This is a genomic window from Limnovirga soli (assembly GCF_013106755.1).
In the GTDB taxonomy this organism is placed as follows: domain Bacteria; phylum Bacteroidota; class Bacteroidia; order Chitinophagales; family Chitinophagaceae; genus Limnovirga; species Limnovirga soli.
The window spans coordinates 38,711-58,379 of record NZ_WHPF01000001.1; the positions used below are offsets into that span (position 1 = coordinate 38,711).

A 19,669-nucleotide genomic window follows, 5' to 3' on the forward strand; every position below is an offset into this window, starting at 1 on the left:
CACAAATTATGCTCAGGTTTCAAAAAAAATATTTTATCCCGGCTATCCTGCTTTTTGTAACAGAAGTACTGATAGCCATTTTTTTGCACGATAAATATATACGCCCCTATTTTGGCGATTTTTTGGTGGTAATTTTAATGTATTGCAGCATTAAAAGCTTGTTTAACATACCACCATGGCCTTTGGCTATAAGCGTACTTTTAATTGCTTACCTGCTGGAGGTTTTACAATATTTTCATTTTTTACAACTGTTTGGTTTACAACATGTGGTATGGCTAAATATTATTCTGGGTAATGGTTTTGCCTGGGGCGATTTAGTCGCGTATACATTAGGAATAGTTACAGTATTACTACTTGAAAGAACCGCTAATAAATAATGTAAAAAACTGTCGTATTTTTTTGCCCCCACGCCTACCTGCCGTACAAGTGTGCGACGCAAGTAAAGCCAATGGCAGCGCTACTGTTGGGCCAATACTTATTCAATTAATTTAGTTGTATTTCAAACAGGGCCGGCCAAAATTTACCGGTTACCAGCAAGGTGTTTTTTGCGCTGTCGTATGCAATACCATTAAGTACATTTCCGGTGTTATTATCGTATTTGGCGGGGTTGTATACCATACCGCTTTTATCAAGCAATCCCTTCATATCTAATTTAGACAATACTTTTCCGGTAACCGGATCAATTTTTAAAATATCATCGGTTAAATATACATTGGCATAAATGGCACCGTTTACATATTCCAGTTCATTTATATTACCCACCGGGCCATAATTATCGGTAACGCTAATGGTGCTAATAATTTTAAATGTTTCCGGATTTACAAAATACAGGTTGCTGGACCCCGTGCCAATAATAAGGTCTTTGCCATTGTGGGTCATACCCCAACCTTCAAAAGGCCAGGTAAATTCCGCTGTTTTTTTAAAGGTGGCGGCATCGTACACAAACACCTTATGCTCTTCGTAGGTAAGCTGATAAATTTTATTATTTAAAATAGCTATGCCTTCGCCAAAATAATTGGCAGCCAAATCAACATCTTTTACCGCTTTTCCAGTTTCCAATTGAAGCTGGCGCAATTTGCTTTTCCCCCTGTTACCAGTGCTTTCATACAAAACATTATTTAATAAAACCAGTCCCTCGGTATAAGAGCTGGTGTCATGCGGATATACTTTAATTACGTTATACGTGGCAACTGGCACTTCTGTAGGTACATCTTGCTGCTGCGTGGTAGTGCCACTGCCGCCGCCATTACAGGAACAAATAAAAACTAACGCCGCTATAAGTAAAATAGGATAACGCATACATATAAAGTTGCAACAAATGTAATGTGCTATATTTTAAAAAAATGGTAAGAATAAAATAAAATTGTACCATAACACCAACAAAATGAGGATAGTTGGCTTTTAAGATTTACATTACAAAAAACAAGAATTATGAATATAAAAATCTACACTTTACTCTTCCTGATTGGATTGTGCACATCTGCAATGTCTGGTTTGGCTCAAAAACCTTTTAGCAAAAATTCGGCTCAAAGCGAGAAAAAATTATCTAGCCACTTACCACCAACGGTACAAGGAACATCAGGTGATTGTGACACCATTAATTACCCTGTGAATGAGTTATGGTCTGGCACTACCTATCTCGTTACCAATGGCAAACCTGATTATGTAAACGGTACAAACAAGTATCTCGACAAGCAAAAGGGAAATACATTCGACCTGTCGGCCTCTTCTTTCACCCATCTTCTAGGTTGTTATTTTGCTTTTGGAAAAGCTAATTCAAAAACAGGAGCCAACCTGAACAAGAAAATATTTTTCAGGGTATATGACGATAATAGCGGTGTACCTGGCACTTTACTGGCTACAGAAGAAAGAACACTTTCTCAGGTTAAAGCAGATGTTTTGGCTTCTTCTTTTACTTATATCAATTTTACAACCCCGTTGGCTTTACCTACATCAAAAGTGGTACATATAACTGCGGACATTTCTAATTTCAAATACCCAAATGATTCTATATGGATTGCAGGCACTCTTGATGGAGAGGATGTTCCTGGTTTGGCAATTGAACAATGGAGTGATGATAGTTGGGTACCTTTTAATGATCAAACAAACGGGTATGGCATTGATGTAACTCTTTGGGCATTCCCAATTGTCAGCACTAGTGCAGGTGGTTGTTCAGCATTACCTGTTAGCCTTATTTCATTCAATGGTGAAAGGAAAAATAATGATGTAAGTTTAAGTTGGAAAGTAAGTAACGAGCTGAATATGAAAGGTTATGAAATTGAAAAAGCCTTTAATAACGGTATATTTAAACCCGTAACAAACATTAGCTCCATAAATAGTTCTAAAGAATATATATACAATTTTACAGATAAGAATGCCTTTGCATCTTCAGGCGGCGCTGTACAATATCGCATCAAACAAATCAACGCCGATGGCACATTCACCTATTCAAAAACAATCGGCTTAAACGGCAGCAGCAATATAAACAGCATTTTGTTTTCAAACCCGTTCAACAATGCATTAAAGGTGCAGTTTAGCTTAGCTACAATGCAAACCATTACTGCTAAACTTTACGACATACAAGGCAAATTAGTTGCTACAGAAAAAGCGGCAACATATAATGCCGGCTCCAATACAATTACATTAATACAATCTACTCAACTTAAAAACGGTTTATACATTTTAAAAATCGATGCTGGTAATGAACAGCAGATATTCAAAGTAGTAAAACAGTAAAAATACTTTTAACTCAATAAAAAAGCAGGAACAAATAATTCCTGCTTTTTTTATTTAACTAGTTCTTATCATATACGGCATTACTTTTGAGATATACACTTAAACAGTTGTACATGAAAAATTGGGTATTATTATTTGCATTATCAGTAATTGGCACGTTTTCGGTTCAGGCACAATCGCCACTTGACCTCCTAAAAAAAGTAACCAAGCCCAAATCGGGTGATTCGCTAAGCACCAATGATATTGCCAGCGGCTTAAAAGAAGCCCTTAGTAATGGCGTAACCAAAGGCACCAGCAAATTATCGGCAGTAGATGGTTTTTTAAAAGATGCTGCTATAAAAATTCTTTTACCTCCCGAAGCGGAAAAAGTGGAGAAAACATTACGTGGCATTGGCCTAGGCAAACAAGTAGATGATGCCATTGTATCTATGAACCATGCTGCGGAAGATGCAGCAAAAAGCGCTGCACCCATATTTTTAAATGCCATTAAAGGCATGAGTATAACTGATGCCTGGGGCATTTTAAAAGGCGGCGACACCGCAGCTACCGCCTATTTGCGCAGTAAAACCAATGCCTCATTAACCGAAGCATTCAAACCAGTCATCGATCAATCTCTGGCTAAAACCGGTGCTACCAAATACTGGAACACCCTATTTAGCAGTTACAATAAATTTTCGTTTAAGAAAATAAACCCCGATCTAAGCAGCTATGTAACTGAAAAAGCTTTGTCGGGCATTTTTTATGAAGTAGCCTTACAGGAAACGCAAATCAGAAAAGATCCAGTTGCCCGAACAAGTGATTTATTGCAAAAAGTATTTGGCAAATAATATTTATTCCACTTTCGGATATTATGTAATGGTGGGCCCATCAGTAAAATAACTATTGGGCATCCGTTGCGTCGCACTCTTGTACGTCCCAATCCGGGTCGGGCCTTTATACATCCTGGTAATAGTATGAATACAATTAGTGAATATTGTATTCATACTACTTATTTTATTCATACTACCATTTGCAGCCGGTAAACTTCTAATCTTGTTTAAAACAAGTTAAAACAACTACAGTCGATTAATACTCCTATCTTTTTTCACAGCTACCCACTTGCATTACCATAACCCAGCTTAATTAAACACCAATCCAACTGCTATTGCTTTTATTGCAATGCCATCCTTCTCTTCACCCAATGCCAGCCAGCCAACAATTTTAGATTTTCTTTTAACAATACTTATAAGAAACTGGTCGTTAAAGCAAATGATTATGGCACAACAATTGAATTACATCAACAAAACAACAAATATGAAAAAGATCATTTTAGCAGCACTGGCAATTATCGCATTTTCAACAATCACTAAAGCCCAAGGTTTTCATTTAGGTGTAAAAGGTGGCGCCAACATGAATAAAATTGAAGGGCAATCTTTTAAAGATGGTTTCAATTTTGGGTACCAGCTAGGTGGCTTTATGGAAATTGATTTTAATAAAAAAATCGGTATCCAGCCAGAAATTTTATTTAGCCAAACAAATACCAAAGTAGGCAATGGCTTTCAGGACATTTATGATGGCATAGGAAGTGCAATTACTGGCGATGAAGTAACACTTAACTATCTGAATATCCCTGTTTTGTTACGTATTAACGCTGGTAAATTGCTCACTTTTCAGGTTGGACCTCAGTATAGCATATTAGTGAACGATAAAGAAAACCTCCTGGAAAACGGGGCTAATGCCTTTAAAAAAGGAGATTTCGCTGCCGTTGCAGGAGCACAAATTAACCTGGGCACACTAAAAGTGTATGTCCGGTACAATATAGGCTTAAGCAATATCAACGATATTGACAATAAAGACAAATGGAAAAACCAACAACTCCAGTTTGGTGTAGGATTACGAATTCTTTAAACAATATTATTTCAGGGGGAGGACAATTGCCGGATAATTTTATGTATCCGGCTTTTTTGCGCCATTTTGTTCGCGTTTTGTTACTTATTTTGCTTTGGCATCTTAATTGAACATTAGAAATACCTTTACCAGCTATAGCTAATGATGGTACACAATGACAATTTGACTTTAAGTAACATGAACATGAATATTAATAAAGTATATTTTTCTACTGACGAGGATACAGATTTTTTGCCTATTATCCCCATAAGTGAAAATGATAGCGAACAGGATAAAAACCTGATTATACCTGCTATCATTCCATTATTGCCTTTACGCAATACGGTACTTTTCCCTGGTGTAGTAATTCCCATTACTGTTGGCCGGGATAAAAGTATTAAAGCCGTAAACGAAGCATACAAAACCGACAAGCTGATTGGTGTTTTGGCACAAAAAGACCCAAATGTAGAAGAACCTGCCGTACATGACCTTTGCACTATTGGTACCGTTGCCAAAATTGTAAAGCTTATTAAAATGCCAGATGGGGGTACTACCATTATCATTCAGGGCAAAAAGCGGTTTAAAATGCTGGCATTGGTGGAAGAAGAGCCCTATTTTAAAGCTAGTATAGAAGTATTGGCCGATGATGAAAAAATGCTGGATGAAGATTTTGAAGCATATACTGCCACAATTAAAGAACTGGCAACAGAAATTATTCAGCTGTCGCCCAATTTGCCTACCGAAGCTTCTATCATTTTAAAAAATATTGAGAACGCCTCTTTTCTTATCAATTTTGTAAGCAGTAATTTAAACAGCGATCTTAAGGAAAAACAGTCTCTGCTGGAAATTGAAGACATCAAGAAACGTGCAGAAAAACTGATTGAACTACTGCAAAGAGAACTTCAATTTGCTGAACTTAAAAATAAAGTTGCTTCCAAAACCCGCAGCGAAATTGATAAACAGCAACGCGATTATTTTCTTCAGCAGCAACTCAAAAGCATCAAAGAAGAACTGGGTGGCGATACCAATGAAAGGGAAATTGCTCAGATGAAGAAAAAGGGCGAATCCAAAAAGTGGCCCGAAACTGCCAAAAACATGTTTAAATCAGGTATTGAAAAGCTGGAGCGTATGCACCCTTCCACACCTGATTATTCTGTGGTATACAACCATCTAGATCTCATGCTCGATCTTCCCTGGGAAGATTACACGGTCGACAATTACGATTTGAAACGTGCCAAAAAAGTGCTTGATAATGATCACTATGGCATGACCAAGATAAAAGAACGCATACTCGAATACCTGGCCGTATTAAAGTTAAAGGGCGATATGAAAAGCCCCATCCTTTGCTTTATAGGCCCTCCCGGTATTGGTAAAACCTCTTTGGGCAAAAGCATTGCACATGCCGTAGGCCGCAAATATGTACGCGTAAGTTTAGGTGGCTTACACGATGAAAGCGAAATACGCGGCCATAGAAAAACCTATATTGGTGCCATGCCAGGCCGTGTTTTGCAAAATATCCGCAAGGTAAAATCATCCAATCCGGTAATGATACTCGACGAGATTGATAAAATTGGCAACGATTTTCGTGGCGATCCTTCTTCTGCTTTACTGGAAGTATTAGACCCCGAACAAAACAATTCTTTCTACGATAACTATCTGGAACTGGAATACGATTTAAGTAAAGTGCTTTTTATAGCAACTGCCAATAACCTCCAGAATATACAACCCGCCCTGCGCGACAGGCTGGAGATTATTGATCTTAGCGGCTATGCCATCGAAGAAAAAGTAGAAATTGCCAAACGCCACCTGGAACCTAAACAAAAAGAAGCGCATGGACTGGCTAATGTAAAATTCAAGATCAGCGATAAAGTGCTCGAAAAAATTATTGAAAGCTATACACGCGAAAGCGGCGTTCGTGAACTGGACCGCCAGTTAGCCAGCATTATGCGTTACGAAGCAAAAGAATATGCCACTAAAAATAAAATCAAATCCATCCTTACCCAGGCCGATGTTGAGAAAATATTAGGTGCACCAAGATATAGTAATGATATTTATAAAATAGCCAATATGCCTGGGGTAACCGTTGGCCTGGCATGGACCTATGTTGGTGGCGATATCCTGTTTATAGAAACCATCCTAAGTGAGGGCAAAGGCGATCTTAAACTCACCGGCAATCTGGGCAATGTGATGAAGGAAAGCGCTTCCACTGCACTTACCTATTTGCAAGCCAACGCCAAAAAGTTTGGCATAGAACCATCCTTATTCCTGCAACGCAACGCACATATACACGTACCGGAAGGGGCAGTACCTAAAGATGGTCCAAGCGCAGGTGTAACCATGCTCACTTCACTAGCCTCAGCCTTTACCGGCCGCAAAGTAAAATCTTATCTGGCTATGACTGGGGAAATTACCCTTCGCGGACAAGTACTACCCGTTGGTGGCATTAAAGAAAAAGTATTGGCCGCCAGACGTGCAGGCTTAAAGGAAATTATTCTTTGCTGGCAAAACGAAAAAGATATTAAAGAAATAGATAGCAATTTTATACATGGTCTACAGTTTCATTATGTAAAAACCATGCAACAGGTACTTGAAATTGCTTTACAATAATTTTAGCAAATAATTCTAAACAATCAATTTAATCGTTTGTAATACTACTAAGAACGATTTTCATGTTGGTTGTTTTAAGGGTTAATATTCCTCCATTTCAATGGGGGAATTCTTTTTTTATTAGCCAGAAAGCAGTAATGCTATTTAGCTTTACTTGCGTCGCACTCTTGTACTGCAGAATGTGTAAAGCTGCCATCAAAAAGAAAGGCATTTGTTTAACAAAAAACAGGAATTTCAATAGACCTAAAGCAAGAAAATAAAACTCATTAAAAAGGAAGCTGCCTTCATAATTACTACAGTTTTATGATCCATCCAAATTCATTAATAGCCAATTCATGTTCAGCATGTAGAAAGTTGAGCACCTGCCACAATTTAGTTTTTGGTATGGTAGTAAGCTTCTCTAAAAGTTGTTTGGTATCCATGCCCTCTGGCGGCAATAGGGCATATAGCTGCTCTTGAATGGCATTAAATTCATCAGGGGCCAGGTTAGATGTTTTTTGGTGCAGGCAATTATCACAAATGCCACATTTGTTTACTGCATTATCGCCAAAATAAGCTGCAATATATACACTGCGGCAATCCTTTTTACTTCCCATAAATTGCAACATTGCCTCTACCCTTTGCGTGTATAGTTTTTTACGGCTGGCATAATGCTGTTTATTAATATGCAAAAACCTGGCTGGTGCACGGTTGGTTAAGAAATGTATTTGCGGCGTTTCTTTTTGTGGCAGGTATTCTATTATCCCCAAAGCATGCAGTTGTTGTAAATCTTTATATACACTTTCAAAAGAAAGTCCCGCCATTTTAGCAATTTGCTTTTCGTTTATAGACACACGGTTATCCAATATGCCCTGGTACGTACGCAACAGGCATTTAATAACCGGTTGTAACATGGGATGGCTTTCTTCATAGGCTTCCATTAAAGATTGTGGCGCTTTAAACATAACCTGTGCCGGCAAAAAAATATTTTCATTAAAACTTAAATGCCCCTCCTGCTCCAATACCTTAAGCACGTTTATTACCTGTAGCAAATCCAGTTTAAAGGTTTTTACAAAGCTGCCAAAATCAAAATCAAAATATTGGTATTGGCCAATACCTACGGGTATTTGCAGATAATCTGCCAGTGCCTGGTACACCTGCTGTATCACCAGTTCATCAGGAAAGCGTTGTTGAGGCAGGCCTTGCAGGTAGGCGATATCCTCCTGAGTATACAATAAAACAGCAAAAGCCTTTTTGCCGTCACGCCCGGCACGGCCAGCTTCCTGATAATAATTTTCAATACAATCGGGTGCATCATAATGTACCACTGTTCGTACGCCAGGTTTATCTATGCCCATGCCAAATGCATTGGTGCATACCATAACCCTGGTTTTATTTTGCAGCCATGCCATTTGCCGTTCACTGCGTTCCTGTTCACTTAAACCGGCATGGTAATAATTTACCGATACCTGTTGCATGGCCAGCATTTGTGCAACTTCCTTTGTTAGCCTGCGGCTTTTACAATACACAATGCTGCTGCCGGGCACTTTACGTAAAATATCCAGTAACTTATTTATTTTACTGTCTACCAAAAAAACGCTGTAGGATAAAGTTGGCCGCTCAAAAGATTGCTTAAAAATGCTGTATTGTTTAAAAACCAGTTTATCAATAATATCCTCCTGCACCTTTGGCGTAGCAGATGCTGTTAAAGCCAATACAGGCACATTTGGTAAAAGGGTACGTATTTGTGCAATACGCAGATAGGGCGGTCTAAAATCATATCCCCATTGCGAAATACAGTGCGCTTCATCTACAGCAATAAGGTTGATTTGCATATATTCCAGAAAGTCTTTAAACAATTCAGTTTCCAACCGTTCGGGAGACAAGTACAGGAATTTAATTTCACCTTCGGCCACTTGCTGCAAACATTGCTGTACTTCGGGGTAGGGCATGCCACTATGAATGGCCATGGCGGGAATACCTTTTTGTACCAGGTTGGCCACCTGATCTTTCATCAATGCAATAAGGGGAGAAATTACAAGACATACACCATCCTGCATTAAAGCAGGTACCTGAAAACAAATTGACTTACCACCACCCGTAGGTAATAATGCCAGCACATCTTTACCGGAAAGTACGGCATTGATAATTTCTTCCTGCATGGGCCGGAAGGAGGTATGCCGCCAGTATTGCTGTAATATGTGTAAGGGAGATACCATATTGCCGTAAAGATAATTGTATTATGGCTGTTGCGTGAGGGATAGCAGCGGAAAGCCCACAGCGTAACGCAGTGCAGCGAGGACTTGCAGCGAATAGCCCGGCCCGCAAGGGCACGCCCCCCATTTTTATACTACTTTTTTCCAGGTTAAACGTAAAGAGTTGATGGCCAAAACCACATCGCTTAAACCCATGGCCAGCGCACCAAATGTGGGGTTTAAAAAACCAAGAGCCGCAATGGGTATGGCGATGATATTATAAATAAATGCCCAGAATAAATTTTGCCTGATGGTGATATAAGTATGCTTGCCTAAACCAAGCGATAATGGTAAATTTTTTATTCCGTGACTCATTAACACCACCTGCGCACTTTGCATGGCAATTTGAGAGGCATCGCTTAGTGAAATGCCTACGGTGGCTTTGGCCAGTGCAGGGGCATCGTTAATACCATCGCCAATCATGGCGGTTGGTGTTATGGCATTGTATGCAGCAATGGTTTGTAGTTTTTGCTCCGGCGACTGCTCAGCAATTACTTCGTCAATACCCAGTTGTTGGGCAACGGTATCGCACTTAGCTTTTCTGTCGCCACTTAATAAAACTGTTTTAATGCCCATGGCATGCAATTGCTGTACTACCTGTTTTGCTTCGGGGCGTATGTCATCGGCCACATCCATCCAGCCGATGAGCTGGTTATTGCGTAGTATGTAAATATTGTGTGTATCATCTGCAGTAAACTGTGCAGCAATGGTGTAGGAGCCTGCTGCATAGGTATTACCTTCTTTATCTGTAGCTTGCATTCCCTGACCTTTAACTTCCTGTATGGCGGCCCAGCGAATATCGCTTTTTGTTTTCCATGTACGTGCAATGCATTTGGCAATTGGGTGGGTGGAATATTTTTCCAAAGAAAAAGCAATGCGTTTAAATTCCTCCTCATCTATGGTGGTGTTAAAACCTGCAATGGCAAATGCACCAGTAGTTAAAGTGCCTGTTTTATCAAATACTACCTGCTTAATATTTTTAAATACTTCCAGGCTACGTGCATTTTTAAATAACACACCATTGCGTGCTGCGCGGCCAAGGCCAACAGCAATGGCAGCAGGTGTAGCCAGCCCCATGGCACAGGGGCATGATATAACCAATACTGCAATGCTTCTTAACAAACTGGCGCCAAAACCAATATCGGTAAAAAAATAATTAGCCAGTAACGTTAGCAAGGCAATGCCAACTACCACCGGTACAAATATGGCACTTATTTTATCGGCCATTTGTTGTATGGGTGGCTTTTCGGTTTGAGCTTCTTTTACCAGTTTTAAAATACTGCTTAGTACGGTTTCTTCACCCACGGCAGTTACATATGCTTTTATGGTACCACTTTCTATTATGCTGCCGCCAATTAGTTTATCATTCATTTTCTTTTCTACAGACAGGCTTTCACCGGTAAGAATAGATTCGTTTACATTGGCCTCGCCCCATAACACTTTGGCATCCATGGGCACATATTCGCCGGATTTGATAAGTATCAGGTCGCCAACTTTTAAGCTATTGCTGTCTACGGGAAAAATATGTTCGTTATGGTCTTCATCATAAGCAATCATATTAGCGGTAATCTTTTGGGAGATAGTTAATTTTTTTAATGCAGCCTGTGTAGTTTCAACTGATTTATCTTCCAAATAATTACCAAGAAAAACCAGGGTAATAATGGCGGCTGTGGTTTCGTAAAACATGTATTCTTCTGCCTGACCAATTAATGTACCATACAGGCTGTACACCAGGGCCGATAAGGCACCCAATGCAATTAATACATTCATGTTGGGGATACCCTTCAACAAACTATTAATGGCGCTACGGCCAAAAAAATCCATACCCACAAGAAACACCGGCATGGTTAAACCCAGCTGCACATAAGGATTCATAAGTGCGTGAATATGTATACCGGGAATCATACCTGCCAGCATTGGTGCGGTAAATATGATACAGAATAAAAAACGTTGCAGGTGATTTTTAAAAACTCTTTTAGGGGCTTTATTACCGGGTGTACCATTTACTACATGATAACCAAGATTGTCTATCCCCTTTTCCAACTCTTCTTTGGTAAGGGTATTGCTCAGGTTAAAACTTACATCGCCGCCAATAAAATTTACTTTAACATTATCAAGTCCTTTTGCTTCGAGGTATTTATGAATACTAAGTGCACAATTGGTACAACTCATGCCTTCCACTTTCCAATTCACTGTTTCCATATAATATTGTTTATTAGCCGGTGCCCCAAAAAAAGCACCTTAGAATATGGCACAAAGGTATTTACATTATATAGAAGCTATTTTGTTAATGCCGGAATATCTTTATAACGCTGTTGCAAATCTGTGTTATAGAAAAAACAATGCTGCCATCATGTACCCGGCATTTGTACTGCTATGAAATATTCTTGCGTCGCACTCTTGTACGTTCGGGCCATATATCAGCATTTAAAAGCCCATGCTTATTCTGCAGCACAAGTGTGCGACGCAAGGATGTTGCTATTGTTGCCTTTGCCCGGCTAATAATAAAACCCCATACAATAAAAAAGCCCGACCCTGTATACTATACAGAGCGGGCCATGTACCTATCCGTCTACCCTCAACATTCGTAAGTACAATTGTATTCAAAAAAAGAAAAACTGCCAGTGCAAGACTACACAGCAGTTATTACCTACCCTCTCTGAATACATTGTTATATGATCATTTATTAATTTCAAAATAAAATCTGCCAGTGTAGGAATACACAGCAGATATTTTAGTACCTACCTTTCTCTAACAATTTTTTTATACACCGGGGTATAAACAACATCGATAACGCATTGCATTTTCGATGCTGTAATTGTGTATTTAAAAGATCTTATTTGCCAAACATTGCCGGCGTTTTATTATTTTATTCTTTTATAAGTTTCATATTTGTTCTGGTACCATCTGCATTTATCATGGTAACCAAATACATGCCATTTGCATAATTGCGTGCATCTATTTTAATTCTGTTTTCGCCTTGTACTGTTACACCTTGTAACTGTTGTAATACTTTACCGGCAAGATTACTGATGATGATATTGTATTGCATGCTTGTATCGGCATTGAATACCATATAGGCAATGTCTTTAACCGGGTTAGGCATAATTAATGGGTTGCTTACTTTGCTGGTACTAGAGGCTTCTAAACCATTTTGACCAGAGAAAGAAGGCAAAATACCAACGTATAAACTAGTGTTGGAAGAGCTACCACAATTAGATACTGCTTTTACATTTACATTACCGGCATTGTTACCCCATTTAACTGTAATGGTTGGTGTATTTTGTCCGGCAGTGATAGTGGCACCTGCTGGTACTGTCCAGGTATAAGTTAAACCGGCAATACCACTTGTACTGTATACCATACCTGTTTGTTGTGCTTTAGCGCTGGTAGAACCATTGATAACAGCAGGTTTGGCAGGTATAACTGTAAGTGATTTTGTTTGTGCTGCACTAATACCGCAGCTATTGTTGGCTGTTACATTTAAAGTACCTGTATTAAAGTTTGCAGGCACAGATAATACGATTTGGGTACCATCGGGAGATTTTGAGCTAATACTTGTGTTAGCAGGAATAGCCCAGCTATAAGAAGTTGCTGTAGCAACCGGATCGATAGTAAAGGTAAAGCTACCACCACCACATAGGCCTTTAGCATCAGATGTACTGTTGATAGATACTGGTTTTGCAGGTGCTACACCAGCACCATTGGCAATGGTAATAGATTTTGTTACAGCACAACCATTGGCATCAGTAACAGTATAGGGAGAAGAACCTGATGCAGCTGTAAATGTACCAGTGCCTGTATAAGGTAAAGTACCACCAGCAGCAGAAACATACACATTAGTGGTGGTGTTTTTACAAATCATTGCATCAGCAGATACACTTACTGCCAGGGCAGCGGGTTGGTTTACAGTATAAGTAGCACTGCTGGTGCAACCACCATAAGCAGTTACAGTTACTGTATAATTAACAGCAGACAATCCACTGATATCCTGTTGTGATTTATCAAAACTACCTGTACCATTCCAGTTATAAGCAAATGGGCCAACACCACCGGTGGTAGTAAGATCTATAGCACCATTTTTTAATCCATTGCAGGTAATATTGGTAATTTGAGCGCTTAAGGCAGGTGCACTTTGTACTGCAGCAGCAAGCAAATTCACAGAGGCAGTATTTGCACCGCCACCATATACAGGTATAACACCGTTGTAATTACCTGCCCCATTAGGGTTGAATTTTACAAAAATGCTTTTATTAATAGAAGTGCCATAACCTGAGATGATTAAAGAATCAGTATAAGTACCATAATTAGTTGTACTGAAAGTATAGCCACTTACCGCACCAATTATCACATCAAAACCATTTAATGCGCTACCAGTAAGGGTGAATGATTTAGCATCACTAATACTGTTTACGCAAATGGTATCAAAAGCAGGCAGTGCATTTACTGAAGTACTTAGGCTACCTGTTGCTACACCAACATACAAGCTAATTGGAGCAGAGGTATCGCAGCCATTAAAAGCACGTACTGTTATGGTACCTGGGTTAATACCCCAGTTCACTTTTATTGCATCTGTATTTTGACCTGATACGATGGTAGCATCCTGAGGAACTGTCCAGAAATAATTTAAAGAAGTTTTGCCGTTAACACTATAGCTAACATTTACTTTCAAAGGATTTACAGAAGTAAGGCCATTGATAGCAGAAGGTTGAGCAGGAGTAGCGGTGATGAATTTACCTGTTCTTTCGCTAATACCACACACATTGTTGGCTGTTACATAGATTGAATCTGCCACAAAATTACCATTTACTATTAATCTCATGGTAGTACCATCGGCACTGGTGCTAGATATAGAGGTACCAGCTGGGGTATACCAGGAATATGTTGCGGCATTTGGTACAGTATCAATATTGTAAACAAATGTTGCTGTACCGCAAACGCCCAATGTATCAGCATTTAAACCGTTGATGATACCAGGTTTTGCAGGAGTAGTAAGTGTACCTTCTTCCAACACAATGGTTTTAGGTACTGCACAACCATAGGCATCAGTTACAGTGTATGTATATGTACCGGCAGTTATGTTAAAGGTTCCAGTGCCAATATAAGGAGCAACACCACCATTAGCAGTAACTGTAACTGTAGATGAGCCACCAGCACAAACAATGGCACTGGCTTTAACATTTGTATTTAAAACAGATGGTTGAACCAGGGTTAAGTTTTTAACCGAAGTACATCCGTTAGCATCTGTTACAGTATATATATGAGCACCTGCAGTTTCTGCAAATGTTCCGGTGCCAGTATAAGGCAGGGTACCACCAGTTGCAGATACAGTTACATTGGCAGTTGAGCCATTACAAATTATTGTACCTGCTGTTACAGTTGAGCTTAATACCTGAGGTTGGTTTACTACTATTGAAGCAGTGTCTTTACAACCATTTGCATCAGTAATATTATAGGAATAAGTACCAGCTTTTACTGTAAATAAGCCTGTATTTAAATAAGGTGCTGTACCGCCGGTTGCAGAAACATTGATGGTTGTTGATCCATTATAGCAAAGTATTGCATTGGCATTGGCTGCAGCAACCAGTTCTTCAGGTTGGTTTACAGTTACATTTGCAAATGCCACATTACCAATAGCATCAGTTACTTTATAGTTGTATTGTCCGGCAGTTACGGTATAAGTACCTACTCCGGAATATGGTGCTAATCCACCGGTTGCAGTAACAACAATATAGGTAGTACCATTTTTACACATGATAGTACCTGCATTTGCCTGAGCGGTTAAATCAGATAATGGATTAATTGTTACACTGCCTGTTGCAGAACAACCATTGGCATCAGTTACAACATATGCATGTGTACCTGGAGTAACATTAAATACACCTGTACCTGTATAAGGACTGGTACCTCCCATGGCTGTTACGGTAACAGAAGCCAATCCATTGGTACCCACATTACCTGCAGCAATACTCATGGTTAATTTATAAGGCTGAGAAACGGTAACTGATTTTGTATCATTACAACCTCTGGCATCGGTTACGGTATAATTATAGGTACCTGCTGGTACTGTAAATGTACCTGTGCCGGTGTAGGGTAATGTACCACCTGCTGCAGTTACGTTAATGGTTGCTGTACCGCCATTACAGGTTATATTATTTTGTGAGGTTGTTACAACAAATGGCTGAGGTTGGGTAATTACTAAGGTTTTATTTGCAGTACAACCGTTTTTATCGGTCACTATATAATCATTAGTACCGGCAAAAGCGGTAAAATTACCTGTACCAGTATAAGGTATTGAGCCGCCTGTTGCAGCAACCAACACATTGGTACTTGCACCATTGCATGAAATTTCACCTGCAGTTGCTGTCATGCTTAAGGCGGCTGGTTGATTAATTACAATTGATTTTGTGGTGGTACATCCGCCTAATGATGTAACTGCTACGGTATAATTACCGGTAACCAGGCCGCTAATATCTTTTGTGGTAGATGTGAAATTATTTGCACCTGTCCAGCTGTAAATAAAAGGAGCTGCACCGCCGGTGGCAGTAAGAGCTACTGAACCATCCTGTAATCCAAAACAACTAACATCAGAAATTACAGCGCTTAATACAGGGCTGCTACTTACACCTGTACCGCTAAGGGCAACATTAAAGGAAGAAGCACCACCACCACTAACAGCAATATTGCCATTATAAGCAGCTGCTGCTACTGGAAGGAATTTAACATATATTGTTTGACTAATACTGCTGCCATAATTGGTTAAAGAAAGTGAATTGGTAAAAGTACCTGTAGCACTGGTTGAATAGCTATATCCGGATACAGGAGCCAATGAAATAGCTGAACCATTCAAATTCATCCCATTTATTACAAATGATTTTACATTACTACTATTTACACAAATGGGGTCAAATGTTGGTAAAGCAGCAACTGAAGCATATAATGAAGTGCCTGAAGACACTGTAATATCAAGTACTGAAACGCCAGACTGACCGCAACTTGTAGAAGCGGCAACTTTAATTCTGCCATTGGCACTGCCCCAGTTAATGGTTACAGATGCACCTACACTGCTACCGATAATTTTTGCACTTCCAGGAACTGTCCAGGTATATTGCATACCACTTATTGGAGTTACACTGTATACCAACCCTGTTTGATTTTGAGCTACTACTTTGTAACCGTTGATGGCACTTGGATTAGCAGGTATGCTTACCAGATTTTTTGTTTGTGAAACACTGCTTCCGCAGGTATTATTTGCTGAAACTGCAAGAGCACCTGAATTAAAATTAGCAGGGGCACTCATGGTTAGTTGTGTACCACCATTTGAAGTAGAAACAATTGCACATCCGGCAGGTACTGTCCAGGTATATGATGTAGCATTGCTCACCGGGGCAATGGTATAATTAAAAATACCACCACCGCATAAGCCTTTGGCATCTGCTTCAGCACCGCTGATGGCTGCAGGTTTTACAGGGGCTACACCAGTACCGTTGGTTACTGTATATGGTGCGCTACCTGTACATCCGTTGGCATCAGTAACTTTATAACTGGCCCAGCCTGAAGAAACATTGGTAATGGTTCCTGCATTTGTATAAGGAGCTGTACCACCAGTAACATTTACATATACTGTAGTAGTGGTATTTTTACAAATCATATCATCACCGGTTACACTTACACTAATAGGATCGGGTTGGGTAATGGTATAGGTTTTATTTATTTTACAAGCAGCAGCTGATAACACTTCCAGTGAATAATCACCAGGAGTAAGACCTGTAATATCAGGAGTAGTATATTTTACTTTTCCACCTACATACCAGTTATAGGCAATAGTACCAAAACCACCAGTAGCTGTAATATCAATATTTCCGTTTTTAGCATTATAACAGGTAACATTAATCAGATTCTCTGTAATAACCGGAGAACTGTTAACCACAATAGCTTTTGCTAAAATATTTTTCTGATTTACACCACCACCTGTAACAGGAATCAATCCTTCAAATGTTCCGGCATTAGCAGTGTTTACTTTTACATTAACTACAATATTAAGGGTAGCACCATAATCATTAAATATTAATGAATCGGCATACACATTATTAATTGTATCTAAAAATAAAAAGCCTTTTAACGGACCAACTTTTACAGGGCTTCCATTAAGAAATGATCCGCCTAAAATAATTGGTTTAGCATCAACAGTACTGTTAATACAGGTGCTGTCGAATGATAAGGTATTGGTAACAAACAAACCAGTGTTTGAAGCGTTTTGATCAGGTCTTTCCAATTCAATAAGCGAGAACAATACATTCTCACTACTCATACTTTTAATATAAAAATCAGCACCTTTTAAACCACGGTTGCCAAAATAAGCATCTTCAATGGTGATAGAAGCTGTTTTCCATATATTGGTACCGGTACATGTAACACTAATAGAAGCTTTGTTTGCATCGTTTAATGCATCATAAAATAACTGCCAGCTACCAGTGCCTCTGTCTAAGTAAACTACTTTTAGTAATATGGATGTTTTGGCTGCTAATGGTTCATAATTTAAAAAATTACTATCCAGATCAAAATATAAAGCATTTTTGCCTTTTGCATTATCAAAGCCTCTGGCAAAACGGCCATACATAGAATTATAATTGGCAGATAAAACATTCCAGTAACCTACACTTGTTTCATTAGGTGTAATCTGGTGCATAAACCTGTCGTAATTACCGGCAAATACATTCCAACCTGCATCATTAATACCATTAGAATTTAACTGTACCATTTCATTGGTACTTATAGCAGATTCTGGGTCATTTAATTTAGCACCATAAGCCATAAAAGGGGCTACTACACTTGTTAATCTTTCTACTGTTCTGGTAGCCGGTCCGTAAACTGATTCAGGGAATCGAACAACATCTGCGGCATCCAACCCATCGCGTAATGCACACATGGCATGTGCACTTTTAGGTGCATATTTTTCGCCTGCATATTTATCATAAAAAGAAAAAGAAGAATCATAATTAGCATCCAGAATTTGATCATATCCCTGATTGCTCATATCCACACCCCAGTGTAGCATATAGGTCATCAAGGCAAACATATTACGGTATTTTCCATCCAGCCACATGTTTGAAAACACAGCACCACCGGTAATTTCAGAACGTGACCTCATATAAGGGTCACTGGTATTAAACTGTGGTTCATTTAATAATGGGTATAACCATTCTTTTTTGCTTACTTCATCATTTAACTGGTATCCTTTACCAATAGAACCTGTTTTAATCCATCCGCCAGGGCAATTATCTCTAAACCAGATAGCCTGGTCAGCACCATCATTTTTAGGGTTACTACCAATATTAATTTTAGGATTTGTATTTAGGTATTCATTATAATAATATAGTGTAAATTCTTTGTATAAATCAAAAAACTGTGAACCTGAAATCTGGTATTGAGGCTCTACATTTCCTTTATAGCTAATATAATCTCCGGTGCTGCCTAAACAGGCTTCTACAGAAATTATTTTATTACGCATGGTATCAGGTAATGATTCAACATGTTGGTGTACAGTGCTGATCATTCTTTTAAAGAATAATTTATAATCAGCATCCATATAGTAAGGAGACCATCCAACGGTATTACCCATATTATCAGTTTCCATTACTTTGGGTACACCATTACTATATAACCATTGTGGTGCGTCCTCTTTGGTAAAAATCATCAAAACAACCGGCAAATCATCCTGACTGCGGGCTTCCAAACAGCTATCAAAATAGCGCCAGTCCCATACATTGGGGGCTGTTTCAATTACCTGCCAGGCAATACTAAATAAACGGCCATGTATTTCGGGATATTTGTCTTTATCGAGTGCATCGCTGTGGCTTTGCCAAATTCCAAAAGCCTCTTTTAATGTATCGGTAGTTTGAGCTTGGGTACTGGTAAACATCATGCAAAGCGTGCTGAAAGCCAGGATAGAAAATAACTTTTTCATTTTTCACAGTTTAAGGTATATAGGGTGTTGCTTTCGCTTTCTATCTTCTTGAATCCATCACAAAGGTCATACACCCAGGGCCGGAGCGGTGTAGTATACGATGCCTATAAACCTTACCCGTGTACTGTTTTTTTCGTAGAAATTATTCTACACAAAACTCATATATAGCCAGAGATGTTAATGTTTGGCCGGATCAAAGCAGGTATTAATCGTTATTATTCAGCCAGTTAAGGCTAAAGCTACTGGGTGGGCATGGGTG

General features: G+C 39.2%; 9 protein-coding genes. 5 read left to right on the forward strand and 4 right to left on the reverse strand.

The window, feature by feature from the left end; genetic code table 11:
• Positions 1-8: 8 nt before the first annotated feature.
• Entirely contained in the window at positions 9-377 is a 369-nt protein-coding gene (locus GD597_RS00110; RefSeq protein ID WP_171605756.1) for a ribosomal maturation YjgA family protein, read from the forward strand.
• Between the two features lie 106 nt (positions 378-483).
• On the opposite strand, the gene GD597_RS00115 is transcribed toward GD597_RS00110, so the two are convergent.
• Positions 484-1,299 (reverse strand): glutaminyl-peptide cyclotransferase, encoded by an 816-nt coding sequence (locus GD597_RS00115; RefSeq protein ID WP_171605757.1) that lies wholly within the window; start codon positions 1,297-1,299, stop codon positions 484-486.
• 132 nt (positions 1,300-1,431) lie between these two features.
• On the opposite strand from GD597_RS00115, the gene GD597_RS00120 reads away from it, so the two are divergent.
• The 4 genes from GD597_RS00120 to lon all read left to right on the forward strand — a co-directional run bounded on the left by GD597_RS00120 (position 1,432) and on the right by lon (position 7,209).
• On the forward strand, positions 1,432-2,736 hold the full coding sequence (locus GD597_RS00120; RefSeq protein ID WP_171605758.1) for a T9SS type A sorting domain-containing protein: 1,305 nt from the start codon (positions 1,432-1,434) through the stop codon (positions 2,734-2,736).
• A gap of 113 nt (positions 2,737-2,849) precedes the next feature.
• Positions 2,850-3,563, forward strand: coding sequence for a DUF4197 domain-containing protein (locus GD597_RS00125; protein ID WP_171605759.1), 714 nt, complete (start codon positions 2,850-2,852; stop codon positions 3,561-3,563).
• 466 nt (positions 3,564-4,029) lie between these two features.
• Entirely contained in the window at positions 4,030-4,623 is a 594-nt protein-coding gene (locus tag GD597_RS00130; RefSeq protein WP_171605760.1) for a porin family protein, read from the forward strand.
• A 177-nt stretch (positions 4,624-4,800) separates the two neighbouring features.
• Positions 4,801-7,209: an endopeptidase La gene (gene lon / locus GD597_RS00135; protein WP_235954133.1), complete on the forward strand. Its 2,409-nt coding sequence runs from the start codon at positions 4,801-4,803 to the stop codon at positions 7,207-7,209.
• A 293-nt stretch (positions 7,210-7,502) separates the two neighbouring features.
• Here the strand turns inward: lon and GD597_RS00140 are convergent, their stop codons facing one another.
• From GD597_RS00140 to GD597_RS00150, 3 genes are all read right to left on the reverse strand, one after another.
• Positions 7,503-9,407 (reverse strand): RecQ family ATP-dependent DNA helicase, encoded by a 1,905-nt coding sequence (locus GD597_RS00140; protein WP_171605761.1) that lies wholly within the window; start codon positions 9,405-9,407, stop codon positions 7,503-7,505.
• Between the two features lie 126 nt (positions 9,408-9,533).
• The gene (locus tag GD597_RS00145) at positions 9,534-11,645 is read right to left on the reverse strand and encodes a heavy metal translocating P-type ATPase (protein WP_171605762.1); all 2,112 of its coding nucleotides are present in this window, start codon (positions 11,643-11,645) and stop codon (positions 9,534-9,536) included.
• 667 nt (positions 11,646-12,312) lie between these two features.
• Complete coding sequence (locus GD597_RS00150) at positions 12,313-19,410, reverse strand: T9SS type A sorting domain-containing protein (protein WP_171605763.1); 7,098 nt, start codon at positions 19,408-19,410, stop codon at positions 12,313-12,315.
• Positions 19,411-19,669: the final 259 nt, after the last annotated feature.